At 66.1% G+C, this 26,524-nt stretch carries 28 protein-coding genes; 17 read left to right on the plus strand and 11 right to left on the minus strand.

Features of this window, described 5'->3' with window-relative positions; genetic code table 11:
- Positions 1-25 precede the first annotated feature (25 nt).
- Positions 26-1,384 (plus strand): DUF3369 domain-containing protein, encoded by a 1,359-nt coding sequence (locus NMB43_RS08155; RefSeq protein WP_494351653.1) that lies wholly within the window; start codon positions 26-28, stop codon positions 1,382-1,384.
- On the opposite strand, the gene ppk1 is transcribed toward NMB43_RS08155, so the two are convergent.
- On the minus strand, positions 1,369-3,492 hold the full coding sequence (gene ppk1 / locus NMB43_RS08160) for a polyphosphate kinase 1 (RefSeq protein ID WP_494351654.1): 2,124 nt from the start codon (positions 3,490-3,492) through the stop codon (positions 1,369-1,371). The two genes, NMB43_RS08155 and ppk1, sit on opposite strands and share 16 nt — an antisense overlap.
- Before the next feature lie 233 nt (positions 3,493-3,725).
- Between ppk1 and ppx the strand changes: the two genes are divergently transcribed.
- The 7 genes from ppx to NMB43_RS08195 all read left to right on the plus strand — a co-directional run bounded on the left by ppx (position 3,726) and on the right by NMB43_RS08195 (position 10,458).
- On the plus strand, positions 3,726-5,240 hold the full coding sequence (gene ppx / locus NMB43_RS08165) for an exopolyphosphatase (protein ID WP_494351655.1): 1,515 nt from the start codon (positions 3,726-3,728) through the stop codon (positions 5,238-5,240).
- The gene (locus NMB43_RS08170; protein WP_494351656.1) at positions 5,237-6,367 is read left to right on the plus strand and encodes an ABC transporter permease; all 1,131 of its coding nucleotides are present in this window, start codon (positions 5,237-5,239) and stop codon (positions 6,365-6,367) included. Before ppx ends, NMB43_RS08170 begins: the two co-directional genes overlap by 4 nt.
- Positions 6,364-7,134 carry an ABC transporter ATP-binding protein gene (locus NMB43_RS08175; protein WP_494351657.1) on the plus strand — a complete coding sequence of 257 codons (771 nt, stop codon included), beginning with the start codon at positions 6,364-6,366 and terminating at the stop codon, positions 7,132-7,134. The genes NMB43_RS08170 and NMB43_RS08175 overlap by 4 nt, the downstream gene beginning before the upstream one ends.
- Positions 7,135-7,143: 9 nt before the next feature.
- The gene (locus NMB43_RS08180) at positions 7,144-8,052 is read left to right on the plus strand and encodes an MlaD family protein (RefSeq protein ID WP_494351658.1); all 909 of its coding nucleotides are present in this window, start codon (positions 7,144-7,146) and stop codon (positions 8,050-8,052) included.
- Between the two features lie 11 nt (positions 8,053-8,063).
- Positions 8,064-8,639: a hypothetical protein gene (locus tag NMB43_RS08185; protein WP_494351659.1), complete on the plus strand. Its 576-nt coding sequence runs from the start codon at positions 8,064-8,066 to the stop codon at positions 8,637-8,639.
- Between the two features lie 19 nt (positions 8,640-8,658).
- On the plus strand, positions 8,659-9,432 hold the full coding sequence (locus NMB43_RS08190; protein ID WP_494351660.1) for a TatD family hydrolase: 774 nt from the start codon (positions 8,659-8,661) through the stop codon (positions 9,430-9,432).
- A 138-nt stretch (positions 9,433-9,570) separates the two neighbouring features.
- Complete coding sequence (locus NMB43_RS08195) at positions 9,571-10,458, plus strand: dienelactone hydrolase family protein (protein WP_494351661.1); 888 nt, start codon at positions 9,571-9,573, stop codon at positions 10,456-10,458.
- A gap of 107 nt (positions 10,459-10,565) precedes the next feature.
- Here the strand turns inward: NMB43_RS08195 and NMB43_RS08200 are convergent, their stop codons facing one another.
- Together NMB43_RS08200 and NMB43_RS08205 are read right to left on the minus strand one after the other, a co-directional pair.
- On the minus strand, positions 10,566-12,269 hold the full coding sequence (locus NMB43_RS08200) for an SGNH/GDSL hydrolase family protein (protein ID WP_494351662.1): 1,704 nt from the start codon (positions 12,267-12,269) through the stop codon (positions 10,566-10,568).
- Between the two features lie 189 nt (positions 12,270-12,458).
- Positions 12,459-13,271: a helix-turn-helix domain-containing protein gene (locus NMB43_RS08205; protein ID WP_494351663.1), complete on the minus strand. Its 813-nt coding sequence runs from the start codon at positions 13,269-13,271 to the stop codon at positions 12,459-12,461.
- A gap of 206 nt (positions 13,272-13,477) precedes the next feature.
- On the opposite strand from NMB43_RS08205, the gene NMB43_RS08210 reads away from it, so the two are divergent.
- The 6 genes from NMB43_RS08210 to NMB43_RS08235 all read left to right on the plus strand — a co-directional run bounded on the left by NMB43_RS08210 (position 13,478) and on the right by NMB43_RS08235 (position 19,486).
- Positions 13,478-14,719 carry a pectate lyase gene (locus NMB43_RS08210; RefSeq protein WP_494351664.1) on the plus strand — a complete coding sequence of 414 codons (1,242 nt, stop codon included), beginning with the start codon at positions 13,478-13,480 and terminating at the stop codon, positions 14,717-14,719.
- Positions 14,720-14,835: 116 nt separating this feature from the next.
- Positions 14,836-15,372: a YgjP-like metallopeptidase domain-containing protein gene (locus NMB43_RS08215; RefSeq protein ID WP_494352130.1), complete on the plus strand. Its 537-nt coding sequence runs from the start codon at positions 14,836-14,838 to the stop codon at positions 15,370-15,372.
- A 262-nt stretch (positions 15,373-15,634) separates the two neighbouring features.
- Positions 15,635-16,468, plus strand: coding sequence for a S1C family serine protease (locus NMB43_RS08220; protein ID WP_494351665.1), 834 nt, complete (start codon positions 15,635-15,637; stop codon positions 16,466-16,468).
- Positions 16,469-16,493: 25 nt separating this feature from the next.
- Entirely contained in the window at positions 16,494-17,504 is a 1,011-nt protein-coding gene (locus NMB43_RS08225; RefSeq protein ID WP_494351666.1) for an AAA family ATPase, read from the plus strand.
- Positions 17,488-18,438 (plus strand): DUF58 domain-containing protein, encoded by a 951-nt coding sequence (locus tag NMB43_RS08230; RefSeq protein WP_494351667.1) that lies wholly within the window; start codon positions 17,488-17,490, stop codon positions 18,436-18,438. Before NMB43_RS08225 ends, NMB43_RS08230 begins: the two co-directional genes overlap by 17 nt.
- Position 18,439: 1 nt before the next feature.
- On the plus strand, positions 18,440-19,486 hold the full coding sequence (locus NMB43_RS08235) for a VWA domain-containing protein (protein WP_494351668.1): 1,047 nt from the start codon (positions 18,440-18,442) through the stop codon (positions 19,484-19,486).
- Positions 19,487-19,504: 18 nt separating this feature from the next.
- Here NMB43_RS08235 and NMB43_RS08240 read toward each other — a convergent pair whose 3' ends face one another.
- A complete protein-coding gene (locus NMB43_RS08240) occupies positions 19,505-19,834 on the minus strand; it encodes a DUF2249 domain-containing protein (RefSeq protein ID WP_494351669.1) in 330 nt (109 codons plus the stop codon).
- 339 nt (positions 19,835-20,173) lie between these two features.
- On the opposite strand from NMB43_RS08240, the gene NMB43_RS08245 reads away from it, so the two are divergent.
- Together NMB43_RS08245 and infA are read left to right on the plus strand one after the other, a co-directional pair.
- A complete protein-coding gene (locus NMB43_RS08245) occupies positions 20,174-20,377 on the plus strand; it encodes a cold-shock protein (RefSeq protein WP_494351670.1) in 204 nt (67 codons plus the stop codon).
- Positions 20,378-20,526: 149 nt separating this feature from the next.
- Positions 20,527-20,802 (plus strand): translation initiation factor IF-1, encoded by a 276-nt coding sequence (gene infA, locus NMB43_RS08250; protein ID WP_494351671.1) that lies wholly within the window; start codon positions 20,527-20,529, stop codon positions 20,800-20,802.
- Positions 20,803-20,807: 5 nt separating this feature from the next.
- On the opposite strand, the gene NMB43_RS08255 is transcribed toward infA, so the two are convergent.
- The 7 genes from NMB43_RS08255 to NMB43_RS08285 form a co-directional block, all read right to left on the minus strand.
- On the minus strand, positions 20,808-22,520 hold the full coding sequence (locus NMB43_RS08255; protein ID WP_494351672.1) for an NAD-binding protein: 1,713 nt from the start codon (positions 22,518-22,520) through the stop codon (positions 20,808-20,810).
- A gap of 20 nt (positions 22,521-22,540) precedes the next feature.
- Entirely contained in the window at positions 22,541-22,924 is a 384-nt protein-coding gene (locus NMB43_RS08260; protein WP_494351673.1) for a DUF6394 family protein, read from the minus strand.
- Between the two features lie 68 nt (positions 22,925-22,992).
- Complete coding sequence (locus NMB43_RS08265; RefSeq protein ID WP_494351674.1) at positions 22,993-23,496, minus strand: DNA-deoxyinosine glycosylase; 504 nt, start codon at positions 23,494-23,496, stop codon at positions 22,993-22,995.
- Positions 23,497-23,499: 3 nt separating this feature from the next.
- Positions 23,500-24,234: a ParA family protein gene (locus NMB43_RS08270; protein ID WP_494351675.1), complete on the minus strand. Its 735-nt coding sequence runs from the start codon at positions 24,232-24,234 to the stop codon at positions 23,500-23,502.
- Positions 24,235-24,350: 116 nt separating this feature from the next.
- Entirely contained in the window at positions 24,351-24,785 is a 435-nt protein-coding gene (locus tag NMB43_RS08275; RefSeq protein WP_494351676.1) for a GNAT family N-acetyltransferase, read from the minus strand.
- Positions 24,786-24,907: 122 nt separating this feature from the next.
- Positions 24,908-25,165: a SemiSWEET transporter gene (locus NMB43_RS08280; protein WP_494351677.1), complete on the minus strand. Its 258-nt coding sequence runs from the start codon at positions 25,163-25,165 to the stop codon at positions 24,908-24,910.
- Positions 25,158-25,691: an HNH endonuclease gene (locus NMB43_RS08285; RefSeq protein ID WP_494351678.1), complete on the minus strand. Its 534-nt coding sequence runs from the start codon at positions 25,689-25,691 to the stop codon at positions 25,158-25,160. Before NMB43_RS08285 ends, NMB43_RS08280 begins: the two co-directional genes overlap by 8 nt.
- Positions 25,692-26,196: 505 nt before the next feature.
- Here NMB43_RS08285 and NMB43_RS08290 point away from each other — a divergent pair.
- Complete coding sequence (locus NMB43_RS08290; RefSeq protein WP_494351679.1) at positions 26,197-26,520, plus strand: hypothetical protein; 324 nt, start codon at positions 26,197-26,199, stop codon at positions 26,518-26,520.
- The last annotated feature ends 4 nt before the right edge of the window (positions 26,521-26,524 follow it).

Consider the following 26,524-nt stretch of genomic DNA (forward strand, 5'->3'; position numbering starts at 1 on the left):
GTCGCGAACGGCAAGGAGGCGGTGCGTGGACAACGACGAACTGGAGTTCCTCGACGAAGACGAGACAGACCCGGCCCGCGCGCCACGGGCAACTTGGCGCGTGCTGATCGTCGACGATGACGATGACGTGCATGACGCCACCCGCCTGGTACTGGCCAATTCCCAGGTGCTCGGGCGCGAACTGGAGTTGCTGCATGCGCGCTCGGCCGCCGAGGCTCGCGCGCTGCTGCTGAACGAGCGCGACATTGCGGTGATCCTGCTCGACGTGGTGATGGAGGAGGAGAACGCCGGCCTCAAGCTGGTCGACCACATCCGGCGTGAGCTGCGGCTGGAGGAGGTGCGCATCATCCTGCGCACCGGCCAGCCGGGCCACGCACCGGAGCTGGAGGCGATCCGTGACTACGACATCAACGACTACAAGACCAAGACCGAGCTGACGCGCCACAAGCTCTACACCACGCTCACCACCGCGCTGCGTTCCTTCGAGCAGATCCAGACCATCAACGCCAGCCGGCGCGGCCTGGAGCTGATCGTCAACGCCTGCCAGCGCATCACCGCCGAACACGGCCTGCAGTCCTTCGCCGCTGGCGTCATCACGCAGATCGCGGCCTTGTTGGGGATTCCGCCGGAAGGACTGATCTGCGCCCGTTGCCTGGGCGAGGACGGTGAGGGTGACTACCAAATCGTGGCGGCGGCCGGGCGCTATACCGAACTGGTCTACCGGCCGCTTGAGGCGATCGGCAACGAGCAGGTGCGCGATCTGTTGAGCGAGGCCCTGCGGCTGCGCCAGAGCCGCCTGCTGGCAGGAGGCAGCGTACTGTTCTTTGCCGGCAGCACCGGTAAGGACATGGCGGCCTACGTTGCGGCGGGCAGCCCGATGTCCGGGCCGGACCGTAACCTGCTGGAACTGTTCTGCCGCAACGTCGGGCGCTGCCTGGACAACATCGACCTCATTGAGCGTCTGACACGCCGCCTGCAGATGGAGGAGTGGTTGCACCTGGCCAACCGCCACGGCCTGTGCGAGTCCTTGGCGGCGACACAGGAGCAGCAGGGCGAGGCGATGGCGCTGACCTTGCTGCAGGTGGAGGTCGTGGCGCACGACGACTCGCTGGCCGACTGGCTGCGCGAGCAAGCGCGGCGCTTGCGCGAGAGGGTGCGTCGCCTGGGCGTGGCCGCCAGCCTGGCGGCCGACCGTTTCGCCGTGCTGGCGCCGGCCGCCGCACTGAGCGAACAGGAACTGGTGGACTTGTTGACGGCCCCGGTGGGTGGGTTGGCCGGACCGCGGATCACCAGCCTGCGCCTGGCGTCGCTGCCGGCCGACACTGACTGGCCGGCATGGCTGGCGGTGGCGGAGTGGCGTCTGCGCGATCAGGCCTCGGGCTGAGGCTCCAGGCGGACCGTGCCACTGCCGCCGACCTCGCGCAGCAGCAGTTCCTGCGCGCTGTGCCGCGCTCCGCGCGGGTTGCGCTGACGGTAGCTGCCGTTCTCGCCATTCATCTCCCAGGCCTGGCAGTTGTCCATCAGGTAGGGCTTGAGGCCTTCCTTGATGACGCGGCGGCGCAGGCGGGAGTCCAGGATGGGAAAGGCTACCTCGATGCGGCGGAAGAAGTTGCGCTCCATCCAGTCCGCGCTGGAGAGGTACACCTTGTCCTCGCCGTCGGCATGGAACCAGAACACGCGCGTGTGCTCAAGGAAACGGCCCACCACCGAGCGCACCTTGATGTTGTCCGACAGGCCGGGCACGCCGGGCTTCAGCGCACAGGTGCCGCGCACGATCAGCTCGATCTCCACGCCGGCCTGTGAGGCCTCGTACAGGGCCTGGATGGTGTGGGTCTCCAGCAGCGCATTCATCTTGGCGACGATGCGGGCCTTGCGCCCGGCACGCGCGGCCTCGGCCTCGCGGTCGATGGCCGCGATCACGCTGCTGCACAGGGTGAAGGGCGCCTGCCACAGGTGGCGTAGCTCTTTCGCATGGCCCAGGCCGGTGAGCTGCTTGAACACCTCGTGCACGTCCTCGCCGATCTCTTCGTTGGCGGTCAGCAGGCCGAAGTCGGTGTAGAAGCGCGTGGTGCGCGGGTGGTAATTGCCGGTGCCCAGGTGCACGTAGCGGCGCAGGTATTCGACCCCCTTGGTGTCTTCTTCGCGGCGCAGGATCAGCAGCATCTTGGCGTGCGTCTTGTAGCCGAACACGCCATACACCACATGTGCACCGGCGTCTTCCAGCTTGGCCGCCCAGTTGATGTTGGCCTCTTCGTCGAAGCGCGCCATCAGCTCGACCACCACGTTCACCTCTTTGCCCTTGCGCGCGGCACGCAGCAACTGCTCCATCAGGATGGAGTCGGTGCCGGTGCGATACACCGTCATGCGGATGGCCACCACCTTGGGGTCGTCGGCCGCCGCGCTGAGCAGGTCGATCACCGGGGCGAAGCTCTGGAAGGGGTGGTGCAGCAGGATGTCCTGCTTGCGGATCGCGGCGAACAGGTCGCTGCGCTTGTCCAGGCCCTTGGGAATCGTTGGCGTGAAGGGCGGGTACTTGAGCTGCGGGCGGTCGACCCAGTCGGGCACCTGCATCAGGCGCACCAGGTTCACGATGCCCGGCACGCGGTAGAGCTCCTCGCGTTCCAGCCCGAATTGCTGGAGCAGGAACTCGCTCATCTGCGGCGAGCAGTTGTCGGCCACCTCCAGGCGCACCGCATTGCCGAAGTTGCGCTGCTGCAGTTCGCCCTGCAGCGTGGTGCGCAGGTCCTTGACCTCTTCCTCGTCGACGAACAGGTCGCTGTTGCGGGTCACGCGGAACTGGTAGCAGCCGAGCACGTTCATGCCGGCGAACAGCTCACCCACGAAGGCGTGCAGCACCGAGGACAGGAACACCGAGCCGTACTCCACGCCGGTCAACTCGCGCGGCAGGCGGATCACCCGTGGCAGCGCACGTGGCGCCTGCACGATGGCGGCATTCGAGTTGCGCCCGAAGGCGTCACGCCCCTCCAGCTCTACCGCGAAGTTGAGGCTCTTGTTGAGCACCCGCGGGAAGGGGTGGGCCGGGTCCAGCCCCACCGGTGTGAGCACCGGCATAACCTGGGAGAAGAAATAGTCGCGGATCCATTCGCGCTGCTCATCGGTCCACAGCGAGCGGCGCAGGAACACCACGCCTTCCTGTTCCAGGCGCGGCAGGATGGTGTCGTAGAGCAGGGCGTACTGCTCGGCCACGATGGCGTGCACCTCACGTGACATGGTGCGGTACAGGGCCAGCGCCGGCATGCCGCCGTAGGTGCTGGCGCCGGAACGGATCTGTTCCTTCACGCCGGCGATGCGGATCTCGAAGAACTCGTCGAGGTTGCTCGACACGATGCACAGGAACTTCAGGCGTTCCAGCAGCGGCACGCTGTCGTCGGCCGCCTGCGCCAGCACCCGGCGCTGGAAGGCGAGCAGGGACAGCTCGCGGTTGAGCAGTTGGTCGGGGGGCGTGACGCGGGTCGGATCAAGATTGTTCATGCGGGAGCCATCTAAGCGTTGAGGGGCGCGGGACTCCGGCGTGCTGCGGCCGGTAGGGCGCGCGTGCAGTGTGTGACAGATTCATGACAGCAATATTACCCGCCCGGCCGGATGTTGGTTTTTCGTGCGCTTGCGCGCCAAATCGGGTGGGCGAGATGACAGACGCGCGAGGGGCAGGGCAAAAAACGCTAGAATTTCGACGCCCCGCGCTTCCCCGTCTCCGCCTCCCGCCTATGTCCCAAGAGCTTGTCGCTGCTGTCGACCTCGGTTCCAACAGCTTTCGTCTGATCATCGGCCGGGTCGAGGGCGACCAGATCTATCCCATCGACAACCTCAAGGAGCCGGTGCGCCTAGCCGCCGGTCTGGGGCCGGACAAGGTACTGGACCCGGCCTCGCGCCAACGCGGCACGGAAGCCCTACGGCGCTTCAACGAGCGCCTGCGCGGCTTGCCGCCGGAGGCGGTGCGTGCGGTGGCGACCAATACCATGCGGGTGGCGAAGAACGCCCCCGAGTTCCTGATCGAGGCCGAGGAGGCCCTGGGTTTCCCGATCGAAGTGATCGCCGGCCGCGAGGAGGCGCGCCTGATCTACGTCGGCGTCGCCCACTCGATGCCGGACCCCGGCCTGCAGCAATTGGTGGTCGACATCGGTGGCGGGTCCACCGAATGCATCATCGGGCGCAGCTTCGAGCCGCTGCACCTGGAGTCGCTGTACATGGGCTGCGTCAGCTACAGCCTGCGCTACTTCCCGGATGGCGTGATCACCCGCGCTGCGCTGAAGGAGGCCGAGAACGCCGCGCGCCAGGAGCTGCAGGCCATCGCCGCGACCTACCGCGCGACCGGCTGGGAGCTGGCCATCGGTTCCAGTGGCTCGGCCAAGGCCCTGGCCGACGTGCTGGAGTACAACGGCCTGTGTTCGCATGGCATCTGTCGCGAAGGCCTGGAAGCCTTGCGCAATCTCATGATCAAGGCTGGCCACATCGACCGCCTGCGCCTGGAAGGTCTCAAGGCCGACCGGACCCCGGTGTTCCCCGGCGGCTTCGCCATCATGACGGCGGTGTTCGAGGAAATGGGGCTGGAGCGCATGGTGTTCTCCGAAGGCGCATTGCGCGAGGGCGTGCTGTACGACCTGTTGGGGCGCTACCACCGCCATGACCTGCGCGATGCCACAGTCATGGCCTTCGTCCGCCGGTATCAGGTGGACCAGCAGCAGGCCTTGCGGGTTGCGGCCACCGCGCAGAGCTTGCTGGCCCAGCTCCAGCCGGAGACCGTGGCCGACGACAACAGGGATCGACGTTTCCTCGGCTGGGCCGCGCTGATGCACGAGATCGGCCTGTCGGTGGCGCATGCCAGCTATCACAAGCACACCGCCTACATCCTGGCGAACGCCGACATGCCCGGCTTCTCGCGCATGGACCAGGGGCGTCTGGCCCGCCTCGCGCTGGCCCATCGCGGCAAGCTGGAGCGGGTGCAGGCGATGGGGCCGGAGAGTGGCGACTGGGCCTTGATCCTGTGCCTGCGCCTGGCGGTGATCTTCTGCCGTTCGCGCGAGGACCGGCCACTCGCCGGCGTGCAGCTGGAGCGCGACCGGCGCGGCGGCTTCGTGCTCGACTTCGCACCGGGCTGGCTGCAGCACGCTCCCCTGACCGCTGCCGCGCTGCACGACGAGGAGTCGCAGTGGGCGCGCCTGGGTTTGAGCTTCCGCGTGCGCTCGCGGCGCAGCGGCAGCCTCGTACCGAATCCTGCATGAAGCCCCTGCTGCCGCCCGAGACCCAGCCTCCCCGCGTGACCCATGACGGGGCGCGGGTGGAGTTAAGCGGTACCTGGACGCTGGCCGCACTCAACACCATGGCGCCCGCGTTGCGCGGGCAACTGGCTCGCCTGGGGCGCCAGGGTATGCGCTGGGACCTGTCGGGCGTGGATCGCCTCGATGCTTTTGGCGCGCTCCTGCTGTGGCGGGCCTGGGGGCGGCGCATGCCGGAAGCCCTGGTCATGCCGCCGCATCTGTTCGGGGCTTTCGAGCGCATCCATCAGGCGGCCGAGGTGCCGCGCGTGCGTGCGCGCGCTGATTGGCGAGCGCCCATCTTGGCGGTCGGCGATGGCGCGGCGCTGTTCGCCGAGCACGTGCGCGACCTGTGTGTGCTGCTGGGCCACGTCAGCATCGAGTGTGGCCGCCTGCTGCTGCAGCCGCGCGAATTCCCGTGGCGCGAGATCTCGGCCGCGCTCTACAAGACCGGCGTGCAGGCACTGCCGATCGCGGCCCTGTTGGGCTTCCTGATCGGCGTAGTGTTCTCCTACCTGATCTCCTTGCAGTTGCAGAACTTCGGTGCCGACACCTTCATCGTCAACATCCTGGGCCTGGGCATCATCCGCGAGCTGGGCCCGATGCTGGTGTCGGTGCTGGTGGCCGGGCGTTCCGGTTCCGCCATCACGGCGCAGATCGGCGTCATGCGGGTGACCGAGGAGATCGACGCCCTCGCCGCGATGGGCGTGTCGCGCTACCAGCGCATCATCCTGCCCAAGGTGCTGGCCCTGGGCGTGGCCATGCCCATGCTGGTGCTGTGGAGTTCCGCCTGGGCCCTGGCCGGCGGCATGTTGGCGGCCGACCTGCAGTTGCAGCTCGACTTCCGCTACTTCATCGAGACTCTGCCGCGCGTGGTTCTGTCGGCCAACCTGTGGATCGCCTTCATCAAGGGCATCGTGTTCGGCGTCACCATCGCGCTGGTGGCCTGCCATTTCGGCCTGCGCATCCTGCCCAACACCGAGAGCCTGTCGGTCAACACCACCTCCTCGGTGGTGGCGGCGATCTCGGCGGTGATCGCGCTGGATGCGCTGATTGCCGTACTGACCCGTGGCATCGGGATCATTGCACGATGAAGCCGGTCATCGAGGTACGCGATGTGCATACCCGTTTCGGCCGGGTGGTGGTGCATGAAGGCCTGAACCTGACGGTCGAGCGTGGCCACCTGCTGGCCTTGATCGGTGCCTCCGGCTCCGGCAAGACCACCTTGCTGCGTCAGATGGCAGGGCTGGCACGGCCCACGCGTGGCGAGCTGTTGCTGTTCGGAGAACGCCTGGACGCCGGTCGGCGCGCCGACCGTAGCCTGCGCCGTCGCCGCTTCGGCATGCTGTTCCAGCATGGCGCGCTGTTCTCCGCTCTGACGGTGTTCGACAACATCGCGTTTCCGATGCGCGAGCTGGGCGTGATGCAGGAGGACGAGATCCACGCCCTGGTGATGAGCCGCCTGGCCCTGGTCGAGCTGGAGCCGCGCCATGCGCGCCTGATGCCGGCCGAGCTGTCCGGCGGCATGGTCAAGCGCGTCGCCCTGGCGCGCGCGCTGGCCCTGGAGCCGGAGCTGCTGCTGCTCGACGAGCCCACCGCCGGGCTGGACCCGGACCGCAGCGGCGGCTTCGTGGAACTGATCCGCTCGCTGCACGCTCAACTGAACCTGACGGCGGTATTCGTGACGCACGACGTGGCGACGCTGCATGCGCTGGCCAACCGGGTCGCGGTGCTGGCGGATCGCCGTATACTCGCCAGCGACACGCCGGAGCAGGTGATGTGCCTGGAGCATCCCTTCGTGGATTCCTTCTTCCGCAGCGTGGTCAAATCCGACCATCCGATCTCGAACTGGATTTTCTGAGGCCCCCAAGTGGAAAACCGCGCCCATGCGCTGATCGTTGGTCTGTTCGTCATCCTTATGAGTGCGGCCGGGGTGCTGAGCCTGTGGTGGTTCTCCGGCAGCGGGCAGGACTTCAACTATTACGAACTGGTCTCCAGCCGCCCGGTCACCGGCTTGAACCCGCAGGCCGCGGTGCGTTTCCGCGGTGTGCGCGTGGGGCGGGTGCTCAACATCGAGCTGGATGACGAAGGCACGCGCAACGTGATCGTGACCATCCGCGTCAGCAGCGACGTCAAGCTCACGCGCGGCACGCGCGCGACGCTTGGCAGCACCGGACTGACCGGCCTGGCCTTCGTGCAGCTCGACGACGATGGGCTCGATCCACGTCCGTTGCTGGGGCAGGGGCAGGAGCTGGCGCAGATTCCGCTGGGCCAGGGCCTGATGGACAGCGCCACTGATGCCGGGCGCGACATGATCGGCCGCCTGCGCGAGGCCACCACGCGCATCGAGCGCGTGCTCAGCGACCAGAACGTGGAACGCGTCGACCAGGTGCTGCGCAATCTCGCGGCCAGCTCGGCCCATCTTGAAAAGACCCTGGCGAATTCCGCCGAACTGTCGGCCGACATGCGCCGCTTCACCTCGTCTCAGAACGCGGAGCAGATGAGCGCGGCGATCCGCGAATTGTCGGCCGCTGCGCGCCAGGTGCAGCCGGTGCTGGCGGACGCGCGCCGCACCCTGGATCGCTGGGACCGCCTGGCGGCCGATCTCAACAACGCGGTTGCGGGCGAGACCCTGCCCCGGGTCAACCAGCTCGCCAGCGAATTGCAAGGCACGGCAGCTCAGCTCAACCGCGTGCTCGACGAGCTGGAGCGCTCGCCCAATATGCTGGTGTTCGGCCGTGAGGCGCCCGCGCCCGGCCCCGGTGAAAAGACGCCCTGACAGGAATCGTGATGAAAGCACTCGCCCGCCTGATCCTCGCCCTCATGCTGGCCGCCTGCGGCAGCGTGCCCAAGCAAGGCGCTTCGCCGCTGAGTCAGCACGACCTGGGCAGCGTGTTCGAGTCCGGTGCCGCGAAGAGTCCGGTCGGCCTGCGCTCCATCGCGGTGGTGGCCCACCCCATGATCAACAGCGTGGCCATGCAGTACCGCGAGGCGGCGGTGCCGACACGCCGCAACGCCTGGACCAGCAACCGCTGGGCCGCGCCGCCGGCGGCCATGACCGAAGGCGCACTCAACCGCCTGCTGGCCAATGGCGGGGCGCCGGGGCGCTGCCGCCTGCTGGTCACGCTGGGCGAGTTCATTGTCGAGATCGACGCCGCCGGCAAGGCCCAGGCCGTGGTGGTGGCGGACCTGCGCCTGACCTCGGATGCCGGTCAGTCGCAGCAACTGGCACTGGACCTGCGCGCACCCTTGTCCCAAGCTGCACCGGCCGAGGCCGCGCTGGCCTTCCGCGGCGTGTTGCAGCAACTGGGCGAGCGCAGTGCCGCCTGGCTGGGCGGCCCGGCAGGGCAGGTGTGCAAAGGCTGAGCGGCGCATAGGCGAGGCCATGGAAAGCCTGCCTGGCAACCTCTTGGTCGATACCCATCTGCACCTGGATGCCGCCGAGTACGATGCAGATCGCGAGGCGGTGATCGCCAGCGCACACGCCGCGGGTGTGACGCGCTTCATCCTACCCGCAGTGGATCCGGGCAATTTCGACGCTGTGCGTGCCCTCGCGGCCCGCCTGCCGGGCAGCCGCTTTGCCCTGGGCATCCACCCCCTCTACGTCGATCGTGTGACTGAAGCCGCCCTCATCGAACTGCGCGCCGCGCTGGCCGAGGGGGGCGCCTGTGCGGTCGGCGAGATCGGTCTCGATGGCTACGAACCCGACACCGATGCGGCCCGCCAGGAATGGTTCTTCGCCGAGCAGTTGAAGATCGCCCGTGAGTTCGACCTGCCGGTGCTGCTGCACGTGCGGCGCGCCCAGGACCGGGTGCTCAAGTACCTGCGACGGCACCGCGTGCGTGGCGGCATCGCCCATGCCTTCAACGGCAGCCGCCAGCAGGCGGAGGCTTTCATCGCGCTGGGCTTCAAGCTGGGCTTTGGCGGCGCCATGACCTACAGCGGCTCCACGCGCATTCGCGCGCTGGCCGCTGAGCTGCCGCTGGAGGCCATCGTGCTGGAGTCGGACGGGCCGGACATCCCGCCGGCCTGGGCACCGCAGGCCCGCAACGAACCGGCCAATGTGGCGCGTTTTGCCGAGGTGCTGGCGGGGCTGCGAGGGCTGTCGGAAGCGGAAGTCTGCATGGCCACCACGGCCAACGCGGCCGGTCTGCTTTGAGTTTCCTCGGGATGGAACTGACAGCCTGAGCCTGCATCAAAGCTGCGTCGTACCTACAAGCCTCATCCCACCCATTTACGGGGATCGGTGATTCGCCCAAACCCGCATCCCCGCCCGACGAAGAGAGAGGAAAAAAGCATGAGCAGACAGCCCGCAAACCCCGTCATCAACCAGGAAATCATTGCGCTCTACGATGAGTACACTCATGCGCCGCTCGCCCGCCGCGTGTTCATCAAGCGCCTGACCGCCATTACCGGCAGTACCGCTGCCGCGACCGCGGTGCTGCCCTTGTTGGAGAACAACTACGCCAATGCTCAGATGGTCAAAGCGGACGACACCCGGATCGTCGTCGAGACGGTCAGCTTTGATGGCGTCGGCAGCAAAGTCACGGGGCAGTTGAGCTACCCCAAGGCGGCAAGCGGCAAGCTGCCCAGCGTGATCGTGATTCACGAGAACCGGGGTCTCAATCCGCATATCCAGGACATCGGCCGCCGCCTGGCCGTGGCCGGCTACCTCGTGCTGGCGGTGGATTACCTCAGCCCGGTCGGTGGCACCCCCAGCGATGAGGACAAAGGCCGCGAGATGATCAGCAAGCTCGATCCGGCCCAGGTGCTGGGCAATGGTCAAGCAGCCGTGAAGTATCTGCGGGCGCATGCCAAGTCGAATGGCAAGGTTGGGGTGGTGGGCTTCTGCTGGGGTGGTGGGCAGACCAACCGCCTTGCAGCCGCCGGCACCGACATCAATGCCGCAGTGGCCTTCTATGGTCCGGTGCCCAAGGCGGAGGACGTGCCCAATATCAAGGCGCCCATCCTGCTGCATTACGCCGGGCTGGATGAAAACATCAACAAGGGCTGGCCCGGCTACGAAGCGGCACTGAAGGCGGCCGGCAAGACCTACCAGTGGTACATCTACGACGGCGTCAATCACGCCTTCAACAACGACACCAATACGGCTCGCTACAACGAGGCTGCGGCCCAGTTGGCCTGGCAGCGTACCTTGGATTTCTTTGCCAAGTACCTGACTTGAGTCTTCGGGTGCGCTCCAAGGCGTGATCGTGTCTGCCTGAGCTGCAATAAAAAAACCCCGAGCAACGAGGTTGCCCGGGGCATTCCCTAGTGGAGGTACAACGCGGATTACTTGAGCAGCGCGATCAGACCTGCCAGGCGGGTGGTGTCGGCCTTGATGCCGTCCACGATCAGGCTGGCCATCTTGAGCGCACCTTCTTCCTTGAAGTGGGTGCGGTCGGCGTTGAGGTAGTGGCCGGTCTTCTGTGCCTTGTAGTCACCCGCAACAGTGGCGTAGTACGGGTACTTCGTGAAGTCGCTCACCGCCAGGTGATAGTCGCGCCAGCCGCCGGTCGCGTTGGCGCCCCCCGTGCCCACGTTGATGCTGTTCATGAAGTTGATACTGGCTGTATCCAGGTCCACCGAGGCCACGTTGTTGGCGGTTGCGGTCTGCAGGATGGTCGTCGAGTAGTTGCCCACGTAGTCACCGCTGCTGGTGATGTGCGTGCTCTTGGTGATCGGGAACTTACCCTCGACGTAGGTGGTGACCGCGCTGTCCGCGTTGATGCGCGTCATCGGGGTGATCAGCACCGGGATCGCGCCCTTGTCCTTGGCGACCTTGATGTATTTCTCCAGCGACTTCTGGAACGACAGATCGTTGACCGTGGTGCCGGTCGGCAGACCGTCTGCCGTCTTGGCGACCACCGGGTTGCCGTTGGTGTCGTTCGGGTAGGTGCAGCGGTTGGCCCAGTCGAGCTTGGTGCCCTTGGTCGCGTCGGAGGTCGCGGTCAGGTAGCCGCATTTCTCGTCGTTGTGACCCCACTGGATCAGCACGTAGTCGCCCGCCTTGATGTTGTCTTCCATCACCTTGAGCCAACCCTCGGTGATGAAGCTGCGCGAGCTGCGGCCGGACTGGGCGAGGTTCACGACCTTGGCGTCGGCGCCGCTGACCAGCATGCGATCGAAGACCTGGCCCCAGCCCATGCGCGGCGCGACATCCAGGCCATAGTTGCTGGCCGTCGAGTCACCCACCACGAAGATGCGTTTGCCGTAGCTGGACCACGCCTTCTGGGTGGCTTCGAGCTTGACGTTGCTGCTCGACAGTTCCTGCAGGTCACGGTCATACAGCTTGGTGCCGCGCAACTGGTCGTCGGTGCCACTGCCCCAGCCATCGCGGTTGTGGCTCACCATGTCCAGCACCGCGTCGATGCCGGTGTGGTCGGCCTTCATGGCGGTCTTGACCGGATCGAACGCGTCGGCATTCGTCACCCCCTTGGCCTTCAGCGCATCGACCACCAAGGCGCGCAGTTCGGCAGTCTTGGAGGTGATGGTGGCGGCCTTGATGCCGGCTGTCTTGCACAGGTTGATGAGTTGCACGGAGCCCTTCAGCGAGAGGTCGGTGCTGGCCACGTCGGAACTGATCTTGTCGGTCAGTTGGTTGACGTTGGCGGTGTTCTTGGCGCCGCTGGTGAGGCTGTCGAGCAGGGCGGCGTAGGCGATGGTGCCGTTGGCCGGTTGCGGTATGCCGTTGATGGTGGCGAAGGGTGCGGTGGTGACCGAGATCAGCAGCGGCGCGGTCAGGTTGGCGGCGTCGATGGAGTAGCTGCCGTCGCTGGCCGTGGTGGCCGTCTTGCTGGTGCCATTGGCATCGCACACGGTGATCTTCGCGCCTGCCAGTGCGGCGCCAGTCGCAGCCACGCCGCTGATGGTGGTGGCGGTGCTGCCGCTGGGGGTGGTGGTCGCGACGGAGTCATCGTTGCCGCTGCCGCCACAGGCGGAAAGAGTGAGCGCGATGGCGCCTGCCATCGCGCTGATGCGCAATACCTGATTCATTCCTGTCTCCTCGGCCTTCCTCGGCCCTTTTGTTTCGATCGCGCCGGAAGCCTGTCTTGCGAACAGAGGACGTCCGGGCTGGAGCGAAAGCTTAGGCAGGGCGGCAGGCAGCGTCCTGACAGGAATTGCTGTTTTTGTCCGCTCTGAGTGGACAGTGCAGGGCCGACTGTACGTGGCCTTTGACTCTTCTCAGCGTGTCACCGGCAGGTGGAGCTGATAGCGGCGCTCGTGTTGGGCCGGCAGGTAGGTAGGGTTGTCGAAGCAACGCAGCACCGGGCCGGCAGCAAGACGCCAGCCGGTCTCGACAGTGACCCGTCGGGCCAGATCCGTGACTGGCGGGGCGTCGTAGCTGCCTTCGATCGTGAATACCGCGTAGGTGCCGCCGGGCAGGCGACCGTGATCAATGCCGGGAATGCGGGTGCCCAGGCGCTCGGACAGCAGCGCGGCCTGCAGCTCCATGGTGTCGTTCCAGTGCTCGGTCTGGCCTGACAGGTGCACCGCCCAGCCTTTGCGCCGCTCGCGCGGGATGTCGAGGTTCATGGCACGGGCGCGCAATTCGTCGAAGGGCAGCAAGGACTCGTCCATCCGCCCGGCGTAGGGAATGTACTGGATCGCCAGCGGGGCAAGCTGGCGGATCGTCAGCGCGGGCTGGGCGCGGGCCGGCGCGGCCGGCACCGAAGAGGGGGCTTGCCCGAAATGCCCGCGGAAGGCGCGCGCAAAGGCTTCGGCCGAGCCGTAGCCGCAATCCAATGCCAGTTCGAGGATGCTGGCGCCATCGCCGGCGGTCAGCCGGCGGCGTGCATGTTGCAGGCGCAGGCGGCGCACGCGGGCCAGCGGGGTCTCACCGGCGTACTCGGTGAACACGCGCTCGAAGTGGAAGCGCGACATCGAGGCGACTTCGGCCAGGCCGTCCAGGCACAAGGGCTCGAACAGGTGGCGATCAATGTGCTGCGCGACGCGGCGCAGGCGGTTGATCTTGCGGGTGGTCTGTTCGATGCTCATGCTGCGCTGCGATATTCCAGATGGGTGCCGGGACGCAGCATGGGCCTCCGGCGGGGTGCCGTCAATCGCCTGCGTCGGGCATCGCTTGCCTCGGCGCTGCCGCGTGCTACAAATGAGTGTCCTGTCATCGCCGGCGTGGCAGGGGACGACGGCCCACGCGGTCGTGTTGCGACCGGCTCACAAGAAGCACATTCTGGAGACAAGTCATGCCAACCAAGCACCTCGTGCTGGGCCTCGCGGCCCTCACGCTGGCGGGCTTCGCGCAGGCCGCGAATCGCCCCGCCGGTTACGTCACCATCTGTACCGAGAACAAGACCTGTAGCGTCGCCAGTGCGACCAGCGTGGCCTTCGGCCGTGCCGACAAATTCACCTACAAGACCCTGAGCGGCAGCTTCGTCTGCTCGGAAGCCACCTTTGGTGCGGGTACCCGGGTGGCGGGCGGTACCAATGAGTGTTCCGTGCCCTCCGGTAGCGGGAGCTCCAGCTCATCGTCGAGTTCGTCGTCGTCCAGCTCCTCGTCCAGCTCGTCCTCGTCGAGCAGCAGTTCGAGCAGCTCTTCCAGCAGCAGCTCCTCATCCAGTTCTTCCTCAAGCAGTTCATCGAGCTCCTCTTCCAGCTCGTCCAGCAGCTCGTCTAGCAGTTCGTCCTCCTCGAGCAGCGGCTCGGGCGGCGGCTACATCTCGGGCCTGGGCTACTACCCCGGCTGCAAGATGCCGACGCCGACCGAGACGGTGCAGCTCACCGCGACCCTGGTGGTGCCAGCCGGGACCGTGTTCGACGGCGGCAACAAGCGCTACAACCTGTCGGGCGGTAGCCAGTCGGAAGGACAGCCGGCGGTGATCGACGTGCAGGACGGGGCGACCGTCAAGAACGTGATCATCGGCACGCTCGCCGCCGACGGCATCCACTGCTTGGGTTCCTGCAACCTGCAGAACGTGTGGTGGGAGGACATCGGTGAAGATGCCGCCACAGGCCTCGGCCCGGCAGGCTCGGTGATGAGCATCAACTGCGGTGGCGCCTACAAGGGCGCGGACAAGACCTTCCAGCACAATGGCCGCGGCGAGGTGCGCATCAGCAACTTCTACGTCGAGAACTCGGGCAAGCTCTACCGCTCCTGCGGGGACTGCACCGCCAACGGCGGGCCGCGCAAGGTCACGATCAGCAATGTGGCGACGCGCGACGTGAAGACCTACGTGGGCATCAACCTGAACTACGGCGACAGCGCCACCATCCGCAACGTAATCCTGGACAACACCGGCGACGCCCGCACCAAGCTGTGCCAGGCCTATATTGGCAAGGTCAAGGGCGAGGGCAGCTCGGAGACCATCGGCGTGTTCTGGAACACGGCACAGTGCGACGTGAAGACCACCGACGTGCTGCTGCTGGGCCCCAGCCGCACCAACCCGGGTGAGTGCAATATCGGCGACTGCTCGGCGTATAACAAGTAAGCCGGCCGGCAAGCCAGGGGAGGGCCGCTGTGGCGGCCCTCTTTCTTTGCCTTACCGGGGGGAGGACCGGCGGCGTACCATGCGGCGTTTCCTTTGCCGCCCGTCGTGTTGTGCCCATTGCTCCCGACCTCGCCTACCTGTCCGGCTACCCTCCGCCCTTGAAGGAGCAGGTGGCCGCCCTGATCGTGGACGGCAGCCTGGGTGAGCGCCTGCGCCGTCGCTACCCGCAAGTGCATACGGTGCGCAGCGACAAGGCGCTGTATGCCTATGTCGGCGAACTGAAGGCACGCCATCTGAAGAGCGCGCCACCCGTGGCGAAGGCGCACTTCGACAATACCCTGCACGTCATCCGCAACGCGCTGGGCACGCATACCGCCATCTCGCGCGTGCAGGGCGGCAAGCTCAAGGCCAAGCGCGAGATTCGCATCGCTTCCCTGTTCCGCGAGGCACCCGAAGCATTTCTGCGCATGATCGTGGTGCATGAGCTGGCCCACTTCAAGGAGCGCGCGCATGACCGCGCCTTCTACCAGTTGTGCTGCCACATGGAGCCGGAATATCACCAGATCGAGTTCGATCTGCGCACCTATCTGTGCTGGCTCGACGCCGGCGGCGAAGCCCTGTGGTCGGCAAGCACTATCGGGTCGGACGGATAGCCCTCTTTGCGGCTGGAATAAGCCCTATTCGCATGCCAGCATGAAACTTGGCCAGCGATTCGCTGACCAAGCATCCAGACGGAATCGCTGGCCCCACCCGCGATCCGCGCGAAGCGAGGGGTGTATGCGCAGAACCGCCTTGTACAGCAGCGCCCGACCCGTGGCGACTCCGGCCCCAGCGGTAGACGAAGCGTCGTCGGCCGCGCCACCGCTCCCGCCGCCCTCGCGCTTGTCGCGCATCCCTCCTCGCTGGCGCACCCCCTTGCTGGTCCTTGCCGGCGTGCTGGCCGTCCTCGCCGGCATGCTGATCCAGCGCCATACCCTCCCGCTGCCGACTACGCTCACCCAAGGCGACATCGACCGCGCCGTGCTGCGCACACTGGAGAAGAAACCCCTGCCGTCACGGGCCGCCAAGGCCTACGAGGTGATCCGCCCGTCCATCGTACGGGTGGTGGGCTTCGATCATCCCGACGAGGCGGCCGAGGCTGGCAAGCCAGCGAAGGCCGGGAAGAAGGCTGAGGCCCGACCGGCAGACAAGGACAAGCAAGAGGAGGGCGGGCAGGGGTCGATCGGCACCGGCGTCGTGATCACCGAACAGGGAGCGATCCTGACCAACCTGCATGTGGTCAGCGGCACCAGCCGCATCCTGGTGATCTATGCCGATGGCACGGAGTCGGAGGCCGTGGTGACCGGCATCGACGCCAAGAACGACCTGGCTGTGCTGCGCACGAAGAAGGTGCCGGACGATCTCAAGCCGGCGACCCTGGTCTCCACCGGTGACCTCAAGCCGGGCGACGAGGTCGTGGCCGCAGGCTTCCCCTTTGGCTTCGGACCTTCGGTCTCGTCCGGCGTGGTCTCCGGCCTCAAGCGCGAGTTCCGCGCGCCGGATGGCAAGCGCGTGTTGTCCAACCTGATCCAGTTCGATGCGGCGGCCAACCCAGGTAATTCCGGTGGCCCGCTGATCAACATGGAAGGCGAGGTGGTGGGCATCGTCACCGCCATCCTCAATCCCGTGCAGCAGCGCTTCTTCGTCGGCCTGGGTTTCGCGGTGCCGATCGAGAACGCGGCGTCCGCCGTCGGTTTCCCGCCGTTCTGATCGTTCACCGTCCCCGAGAGAGAACATGACACACGCAAACCACCAGACTGCCGAAGTCGCCTCCCTGATGGAGCGCATCCTGTACGAAGTGAAGAAGCTGATCGTCGGCCAGGACACTTTCCTCGAACGTGTGATGGTGGCCATGCTGGCGCAAGGGCATCTGCTGGTGGAGGGTGTGCCGGGGTTGGCCAAGACCCTCACGGTCAAGACGCTGGCCGCCACGCTCTCCGGGGGCTACCGGCGCATCCAGTTCACGCCCGACCTGGTGCCGGCCGACCTGATCGGCAATCGCATCTACAACCAGAAGACCGGCGAGTTCTCTACCACGCTGGGGCCTGTGTTCACCCACCTATTGCTGGCGGACGAGATCAACCGTGCGCCGGCCAAGGTGCAGAGCGCGCTGCTGGAGGTCATGCAGGAGCGCCAGGTGACCATCGCCGGCGAGACGCACCGGTTGCCCGCGCCCTTCCTGGTCATGGCGACGCAGAACCCAATCGAGACCGAGGGCACCTACCCGCTGCCCGAGGCGCAGGTCGACCGCTTCATGATGAAGGTGCTGGTCGATTACCCCACGGCCGAGGAAGAGTTCGTCATCGTGCAGCGGGTGACCGGCGAGATGCCCGTCATCGGCGCCATCGCCACCACCGAGCAACTGGCCGCACTGCAGATGGAATGCCGCAAGGGCTTCGTCGAGCCTGCGTTGATGCAGTACGCGGTGCGCCTGGTCTGCGCCACCCGTGAGCCGGCCAAGTACGGGCTGGCCGAGTTCGCCCCCTGGCTGACCTTTGGCGCCAGCCCGCGCGCCACCATCAACCTCGTCGAAGGCGCACGTGCGCTGGCTTTCCTGCGCGGCCGCGACTACGTGCTGCCGGAGGATATGACCGAGCTGGTGCCCGACGTCCTGCGCCACCGCCTGGTGCTGAGTTACCAGGCGCTCGCCGAGGGGATGACGGCGGACGCCATCATCGCCAAGCTGATGCAGCACATCCCCGCGCCGCAAAAAGCCTTGGAGCCGAGCCATGTCGCAGCCGGCTGATGCGGAGGCCTTGCTGTTACGCCTGGAATGGACGGTGATCCGCCGTCTCGACGGCCTGCTGCACGGTGACTACCGCAGCTTTTTCCGCGGCCCCGGCCTGGACCTCGCGGACTTGCGCGAGTACCAGTACCACGACGATGTGCGCCACATCGACTGGAACGTCACCGCACGCATGCAGACCCCCTATGTGCGGGAGTACAACGAGGATCGCGACCTCACCGCGTGGTTCCTGCTCGACCTGTCAGCCTCGCTGGACTTCGGTTCGCGCGTGAAGAAGCAGGCGGTGTCCGCCGAGTTCGTGGGCGTACTGGCGCGTCTGCTGACGCGCCACGGCAATCGCATCGGCGCGCTGTGCTACGGCAGCGCGGTGGACACCGTGGTGCCGGCGCGCAGCGGGCGACGTCACGTGTTGCACCTGCTGCACGTGCTGCTGGCGCGACCGGTGACCAAGCCCGCACCGACCCAGCTCGCCAGCCTGCTGAACCACGCGGCGCAGCTCGTGCCGCGCCGCTCCCTGGTCTTCGTGGTGTCGGACTTCATCAGCGCGCCAGGCTGGGAGCAGGCCCTCGCGCGCCTGTCGATGCGCCACGAGGTGATCGCGGTGCGCCTGTCCGACCCGCTGGAGCACGAACTGCCCGACATCGGCATGCTGCTGCTGCAGGACGCCGAGAGCGGCGAGCAGCTCTTCGTCGACACGCACGACAAAGGTTTCCGGCGCCGTTTCGCCGAACTGGCGCAGAAGCGCGAGACGAGCCTGCGCAGCGCCTTCGCCCAGGCCGGTGTGGATGCCCTGGAGCTGTCGACCGAGGGCGATCTCATGGACGCCTTGCTGCGCTTTGCCGACCTGCGCGAGATGCGCAGCCGGGCCGTCAGCGGCGGCGGGCTGCCGGCCCACCTTTCCACCTACCTCGCCCAAGCCCAGGGGAGCGCGTGACATGACATTCCAATGGCCCTTGATGCTGTGGGCGTTGCTGCTGGTGCCAGCCTTCATCGTGCTCTACCTGCTGGTCCTGCGGCGCAAGAAACAGGCGGCCGTGCGCTACGCCAGCCTGGGCCTGGTGCGCGAGGCGCTGGGTCTGGGCAACACCTTGCGCCGGCACATCCCGCCGGTACTCATGTTGCTCGCACTCGCGACCCTGTTGTTTGCTGCCGCGCGGCCGGTGGCGACCATCACCTTGCCCACGCAGCACGAGACAGTGATCCTCGCCATGGATGTCTCCGGCAGCATGCGCGCCACCGACGTGCAGCCCAATCGCTTGCAGGCATCACAGGTGGCGGCCAAGACCTTCATCGCCGAACTGCAACCCCGTACCAAGGTGGGCATCGTGTCCTTCGCCGGCACGGCCTCGGTGGTGCAGGCGCCCACGCTGAACCGCGAGGATCTGGTGGCCGCCATCGACCGCTTCCAGTTGCAGCGCGGCACGGCCATCGGCAGCGGCCTGATCCTGTCGCTCGCCACCCTGTTCCCCAACAGCGGCATCGACCTGTCCATGCTGTTGTATGGCCGTAGTGGGCAGGACGAGAGCAACCTGCCCATTGGCGGGCAGGACAAGCCCAAGGAAGAGTTCAAGCCGGTGCCGCCGGGCTCCAATACCTCCGCGGCCATCATCCTGCTCACCGACGGCCAACGTACCACCGGACCGGATTCGCTGGAGGCGGCCAAGATGGCTGCCGAGCGCGGCGTACGGGTGTTCACGGTGGGGGTCGGGACCAAGGACGGCGAGACCATCGGCTTCGAGGGCTGGTCCATGCGCGTGCGCCTGGACGAGGAGACGCTCAAGAAAGTGGCCGAGATGACGCAAGGCGAGTACTTCTACGCCGGCAATGCGGTTGACCTCAAGAAGATCTACCAGTCGCTGAACGCCCGCATCGCCTTCGAGAAAAAGCAGACCGAGGTGAGCGCCCTGCTTGCGGCGTTCGCCGCCGCCCTGGTGGTACTGGCGGCGGCCCTGTCCCTGTGGTGGCACGGGCGGGTGCTGTAGCCCGCTGCTGGCGCGTGCTCAGTGGCTGCAGCCGCAGCCACCCGAACCGCCGCAGGAACCCGCTCCCTCGCCCTGCGAGGTGGCGGCCGGCTGGTCCAGGCGGACATGGAAATCAATGATCACCGGGCCGCTGCGCTCGACGTACTCCACCACCAGTTGCGCGCCGTAGCGCTGGCCCAGCTGGGCGATCAGGGGCAGGGGGTCGTGGTCATTCACGAAGCGCATCGTCTCGCCGTCGTCCAGTGCTTCGAGCGCGCCAAAGATGGCGGAGTGGCGGAAGCGGCGCGAAATGCCGCGGGCATCGAAAATATGGACGGTGGTAGTACTGGGTTCGCTGCAGCATTCCATGATGGATTCCTTGTCTGTCGGCTTGAGGGAAACCCATTTTGGTCGGCCCAAGCAGCATGTTTCCTTGAGCAAGGATAATTTTCGGCCATCACCGAAACGCTGATGGGGCCACGAAATACATGCTTGACCTGGCGCGGCCAATTGCAAATGACCGTTAAAGTTTGCGTTATCAGCCAAAGCAGTGCACAGTATCGCCCTGCGATCTTCAAGTCCGTGTCGTTGTTGTTGTCTGGTCTTCAGCAGTTCCACTGCCGTTCTTCCATCACTACCCCGCCGTCTTGATCTTCGTTTTTCCGGGGAATACCCCCGTTTATTTGTTTATTTCAGGAGTATCAAGACATGGCAACCGGCACCGTCAAGTGGTTCAATGATTCCAAGGGTTTCGGCTTCATCTCCCCCGATGAAGGCGGCGACGACCTGTTCGCACACTTTTCCGCCATTCAAGGCAACGGTTTCAAGACCCTCAAGGACGGCCAGCGCGTCACCTTCGACGTGACCCAAGGCCCCAAGGGCAAGCAAGCCTCCAACATCCATCCGGAATAATTCCCGGTCGATGTGGCGCGGCGCAGGCGTAAGGCCTGATGCCTCGAACCGGAAGAGCCCGGCCTGGCCGGGCTCTTTCTTTTTTCTTCGTACCCATGGCGGATGCCGAACGGCGCGCCAGGGCATTTACCTGCCGAGGTGATTAACGCATGGCCAAGGAAGAACTGATTGAAATGAATGGCGTCGTCAGCGAGGTGCTGCCGGATTCGCGCTACCGCGTCACGCTGGAAAATGGCCATATGTTGGTGGCCTATACCTCCGGCAAGATGCGCAAGCACCATATCCGCATCCTGGCAGGCGACAAGGTTTCGCTGGAATTGTCGCCTTACGATCTGAGCAAGGGGCGCATCACTTTCCGTCACCTGGAAACCCGCAACGGCGCACCGCCCATGAGTCGTCCTGGCGGCAATCGCCCCCGCCACTGAGTCTGTCAGTGCGGTTTGCCGCGCCTTGCCGCCTGTTTTCTGGCGAGGTGACGGAACAGCCAGCTTCTCGCTGGCTCGACGCCCGTGCGCACGAATTCGATCGGGCTGGGATCGAGCAGGAAACGGCGCTGTCGCCCCTCCATCCCGGTCGCCCCGGCAAACAGGATGCGGTCGCCCGAACGCAGCTCGAGGTTCAGGTCCGGCAGTATCGTCGAGACGCCGTTGCGAGCATGCAGCAAGGGCACGGCGCGTAGCGTGCTGGGCGGCGCATGTGGGTCGATCAGCAGTTCCCGCAGGCGCAGGGGCTGTGCGCCGGGACGGGTGAGCACATCCTTCAGCCCGGGGTAGGCGGCATAGCAGTCAAACACCCATACGTGCGGCACACGTTCATCCAGTTCGGTGAGCAGGCGCACGATGATCTGCTCGGCCAGCATACGGCCTTGCTTGCGCACCTCCATCAGGAAGGCGTTGAGGATCGGCGAGATCAGCAACTGCAGGCACTCGCGCACCATCACTTCCGATTTCACGAACTTCAGGTCGGCCTGGGCTGCTTCGATCAGGCTGGCGTCGGCCACATGGTTCTGGCGGATCAGCACTGACAGCCCGGGTTTGATCGCACGTGCGCGTGACACGATGGCAAGGTTGATCGCATCGCGGTCGGTGCACGCCACGATGCCGACGGCATTCTCGATGCCGGCCGTGCGCAGGCTGTCGACCGAGTTGTCGGTGCGCTGCAGGTGCGGCTCGTCGGCCAGTCGCAGGTTGGAGTCGAGCGCGGTCCAGGTCGAACCGGCCCGTTCCAGCGCCTGCGAGATGGCGTGGCCGAAGCGGCCGAAGCCGATGATCAGCCAGTGGCCGATAGGCGTGGTGCAGGGCTTGGGACACGCACTGCCGGGTACGCTGGACAGCCAGTCCTCCAGCCACAGCACGGCAGGCGAGGCGAGGTTGAGCTGCAGGTTGGTGGCGAAGGTCTCGAAGGGGTCGATCACCGTGATGGCGGGGAAACTGTCCAGATTGGTTCGGGCCAGTCGCTGATGCACGCGCACGATGATCGGCAGCTTGGGCTCAAGTACCGAGGCGCCGATGGCGATTGCCTGGGCGATCTCGTCGTCGCCGACCAGCACGAGCAGTGCCTTGCATTGCGGGTGGCCGACGCCGGCGTCGCGCAGCACGTCGGGCCAGCGCGCATCGGAGCACAGCGTCAACGGGGGCTGGTGGTAGTCCTCGATATCAATGCGGGCGGCACGTTCCGGCCGGATCTCGATGATGCTGGTGCGCAGATCCAGCTCGTCAAGTGCATGCGCCAGTGCCGTGCCGCTCTGGCCATAACCGGCGATCAGGTAGAAGGGTTCTTCCAGGCGTGCCACGCGGCGCTTGAAGCGGCTGCGTGAGAGAGCCGAGCGGAAGGTCGCGTCCTGCGCCAGGGCGAAGATGCTGCCCAGGGTGTACGCCCAACAGGTCACCGAGAGGTAGATGCAGAACGTGATCCAGGCGCGCTGGGCGTCGCTGAAGGCGAAGGGCAGCTCGCCGAAGCCGATGGTGGTGGCGGTGTAGCTGATGACGTAGAAGGCGTGGAAGATGCCGAGTCGCGCCGGCTGCCCTGGCACTTCGGGGCCAGGCACGGCAACCAGGCCGATGACCGAGATGGCATAGGCCAGGATCAGCAGGATCAGCGGCGCGCGCAGGCGGCGCGCGGCCAGCAGCACGATGTCACCCATCGCCGTGCCTCTCCATTCCTTCAGCGGCTGTGCTTAAGGGTTTCGCCGATCAGCAGGATCACCGAGATCAGGTTGGCCACCAGTGCGCCGCCGGACAGCGAGACGACGACGGACATCGTCTCCCCGTCCATCGGTTGGCTCAGAATGTAGAGTTGCCACATCCACACGAGGGAAGCGCCGAAGAGCTGGAGCAAGGCGACCAGACTGGTTGCCAGGTGGGTCGCGCCCATGTGCGTGCGATCACCGAACTTCAGTACGGTGGCGATCAGATTCACGACCACGGTGGCGAACAACTCGGATGGGTGATGCAATTCCACCCGGTCGATCTCACCGATGAAGAAACCGAAGTTCAGGGTGCAGGCCAGGATGATGAAGAAGCCGAAGATGACCTTTTCCAGGTTCATGTAGTGTCTCCGTGCAGAGCGGGGCGCTCGCGCCCATTGTGGGTGAGCCGGTGCGGCGCAGCAAGCGCTCAGGCGAGCAGGGCAGCGCGCCAGTGCGCAAGTTTCTCGGCCGGACGCAGGCTGGCGTGGGCCGGACTGGTTGAGGGCAGGCGCTGACAGCGCAGGTCGGCGGGAATCGGCTGGGTGCGGCGAACATGTCGGGTGAACAGTTGCTCGGCTGCGCTGCCGTTGAAGAATACCTGGCGGATCAGCGGGTGGGCCGCGAAGAAACTGGCGAAGTCGTTGGCCTGCACACTCTCGCCCACGATCGCCGAATCCAGGCTGCCCGCCCGCTCGCAGCTCTGCAGCACGTCCCAAAGTGCGATGCCGGCGGCGCACAGGCGCGTGCAGCGTTCGGCGTAAGCGCTGTCAGGCGAGAAGTCCAGCAGGGCTCCCAGAATGGGCCAGAACTGGTTGTGCGGATGGGCGTAGTAACGTGCGGCGCGCAGCGAAGCTTCGCCCGGCATGCTGCCCAGGATCAGCAGCCGGGCGCTCGGTTCGGCCACCGGCGGAAAGCTGTGGACGCGACCCATGCCTCAGCGGCGCAGATGTTCCGGCAGGATGCCGTCGCGGATCACTGGGCGGATGCGTGGATCGGGCTCGTTCCCCGGCTGCGGCTTGGTGGGGGCTTCTTCGCGTGGCCCCAGCAAATCGCCGAGCCAGGCGGTGATCGCCTCCCATTCCTGCAGGTAGGGTGCGGCCTTGGCGGCGGGCACGTCGAACATGGACATGCCGATTTCCAGGCAGCGGCTGTAGGCCTGGGCCGCCTTGATGCTGCCCAGATAGGCCAGGCCCTGCTCTGCCGCCCAGGCCTGCAGCAACTCGGCATTGCGCGTGCGGCCGTCGATGCGGATTCCGACGCAGGCGAGCTGGCACTTGCCGCTGGCGATGCGTGGATAGCCGCGTAACTCCTGCAGGCTGCCTTCAGCGGAGCGGCGGTCAAACAGCGACGTGCCGGCCGGGATGAGGATGGCGTCGGCATACTGCGCTACCTTCATCAAGGCCAGGCCCTCGAAGCCTCCCGGGGTGTCGAGCACAACATGTTTCACCCCCACCGGTGGGCGGGCGAAGTTGCGCTCGTCGATGGTCCAGCCCTGGATTGGCGGCAGGCGCTCCGGGCGCAGGTTCAGCCACAGGCGGGAGGACTGCTGGCGGTCCACGTCGCCCAGCATGACCGGCAGCCCGCGATGGGCCAGCCAAGCCGCCACATGGGTGGCCAGCGTTGACTTCCCGACGCCACCCTTGCGGTTGATGATTGCGATGACGGCCACCTGCGAGCGTCTCCTCGTAGCTTAGTGAACGGCAGGATGACTGCCATTCTCAACAAGCTAGCACGTACGGGATGACGCTGGATACGCTGCGGTGCTCCGTCGTCTCGACGGTGGGCTCAGGCGGCGAGCGGGATGCCGTCGTCAAGCACCTCGATCCCCTGCAGATGGCGCCACAGGCAGGGGCGCAGGCGCGACAGGCCAGCCTGCGTATAGCGGGTGACGCACAGGGCGCGGAAGCCGCCATTGCGCATGAACTGCGCCAGCCCCTGCACCAGTTGCGAGCAGTAGCCCCGGCCCCGGTGGGCTGCATCGACCCCGAAACCCACGAGGGTCAGCACCTCGCCACAGGCGGACAGTTCGCAATTGCACAGGGCGACCACCTCGCCGCCCTCTTCGATGAAGAACACCAGTTGCCCGCGGACCTTGGCGGGCGAGTAGAAGGGCAGGCGGGATTGCATCAGACGACTGGCGTCGGTACGCGCGATCTGCGCTTCGCGGTTTGCGTGGCGCAAACCGAACTCGACGCCTTTCATGACCAGGACCGGACTCATTCTGCATGGACGGAAACGAAGGCGGCGCCATTCTGGCGCGCCCACTTCGGCCCGGCTTTGTGAGAGGTCAAGTCGGTTCGCGCGCAGTGTGTCGCCGTGTGACGGACGGACACTAAGGCCGTCTATCCGAAGCGCAGCTTCATGACCAGAATGAAGGCGGCCAGCGCGAAGGTGACGATGTTTGCTATTACCACTGGCCAGGCCGATGCGAGCCAGCCGTAGACGATCCACAGACCGACGCCGGTGACGAACACGCTGTACATGCCCAGCGATACACCGTGCGCGGAGCGGGTCTTCCAGGTCAACCAGGCTTGCGGAACGAAGGCGGCGGTGGTGAGGCTGGCTGCGAGATAGCCGATCAGCTCGGAAAAATCAGGCATCGACGGTCACGAGCGGATGCCAGCGGCTCTGTGCCGGCAGATGGCGCGCCAGGAAGTCCATCTGATCGGCCAGGATGTTGCGGTTGGAGAGAATCAGGTATTCCGCCTTGTTCGGTACGTAGGGCGCATAGAGCAGCAGCATGTGGGCTTGTTCCGGCGTGCGGCCGGCCTTGCGCTGGTTGCATGGACGGCAGGCCGTGACCACGTTCATCCATTGGTCCTGGCCGCCGCGTGAGACCGGCAGGATGTGGTCGCGCGTGAGGCGAGCAACAGGCAGTTCACAGCCGCAGTAGGCGCAGATCTGGCGGTCACGGTGGAACAGTTCGCGGTTCGACAGGGGCGGGGTCTGCAGCAAGCTGCGGCTGGGCAGCGCCTTGCCCTTGATGGCAATGATGCTGTTGGCCACCATGACCGAACGGGCGCCCGTCACGCGGGAGGTGCCGCCATAGAATGTGAAGCACTCTTCACCCGCGTCCCATGCCACCAGGTTCTTCGAGTAGTAGAACAGCGCGTGCTGCCAGGTCACCCAGCGGTGCGGTTGACCATGAACATCAAGGGTGAGGATCAGTGGTCGACGTTCTCGGCGGAGAGGGCGCAATTCGGTGGCGCGCATGATGGTCGGGACGTGGTGTGGGCTACATCGGCTACGGAATCAACAAGGGGACTGAAGCAGAGCATATCGGCTTGCGGCGAAATTTCAATGACTTGATGCGATGCGTGCCTCCCTGCGCCCCCTCCTTGTGGCAAGCGGTCTGTCGGCTGTGCTGCATCTGGCCGTCATGGATGCGTGGCGTGGGTCGGGCCCGTCACAGTCTGGCGAGGTGTCGCCAGGGCACCTGAAGGCCCGGCTGGCGGTGTCGCCCGCGAGCGCCGAGGCCACGCCCTCCCCATCGTCGCCCGTGGCGGCGCCATTGCGTGAGCACCGGCCAGCGCCGCCTCATCCGGTTACGCCGGCTGGGCTTGCGTCCCGACCCGTCGTGCCGGCGCCACCGCACACTGCCGGACAGGCGCTGCCACGCCAGGATGCGGCGATGGATGCAGCACTGCCCTCGGGCGGAGAGGCGGAAGGCCTGCCTGCCCGCAGTCTGGTCGAGGCGAAGGTGGCCTATCGGCTCAATCTGTTGGCCGCCATGGCGGTGCCGGAGGGCGAGCTGGCTGCAGCGCGCCTGCAGTTGCGCCTTGGCGTGCAGGGCGAGTGGGAGGGGCTGGAGGTGGTGGAATGGTTGCCACAATCGCCGCCGGACGAGGCGGCGCGTGCGCGACTCCTGTCAAGCCTGCGCCAGGCCGTGGCGCGGGCGCCGATCCCGCACCCTCTGCGCGGGCAGTCATTTGTGCTGGAGTTGCAGGTCGAGTAGCCGG

Source organism: Uliginosibacterium sangjuense (genome assembly GCF_059132465.1).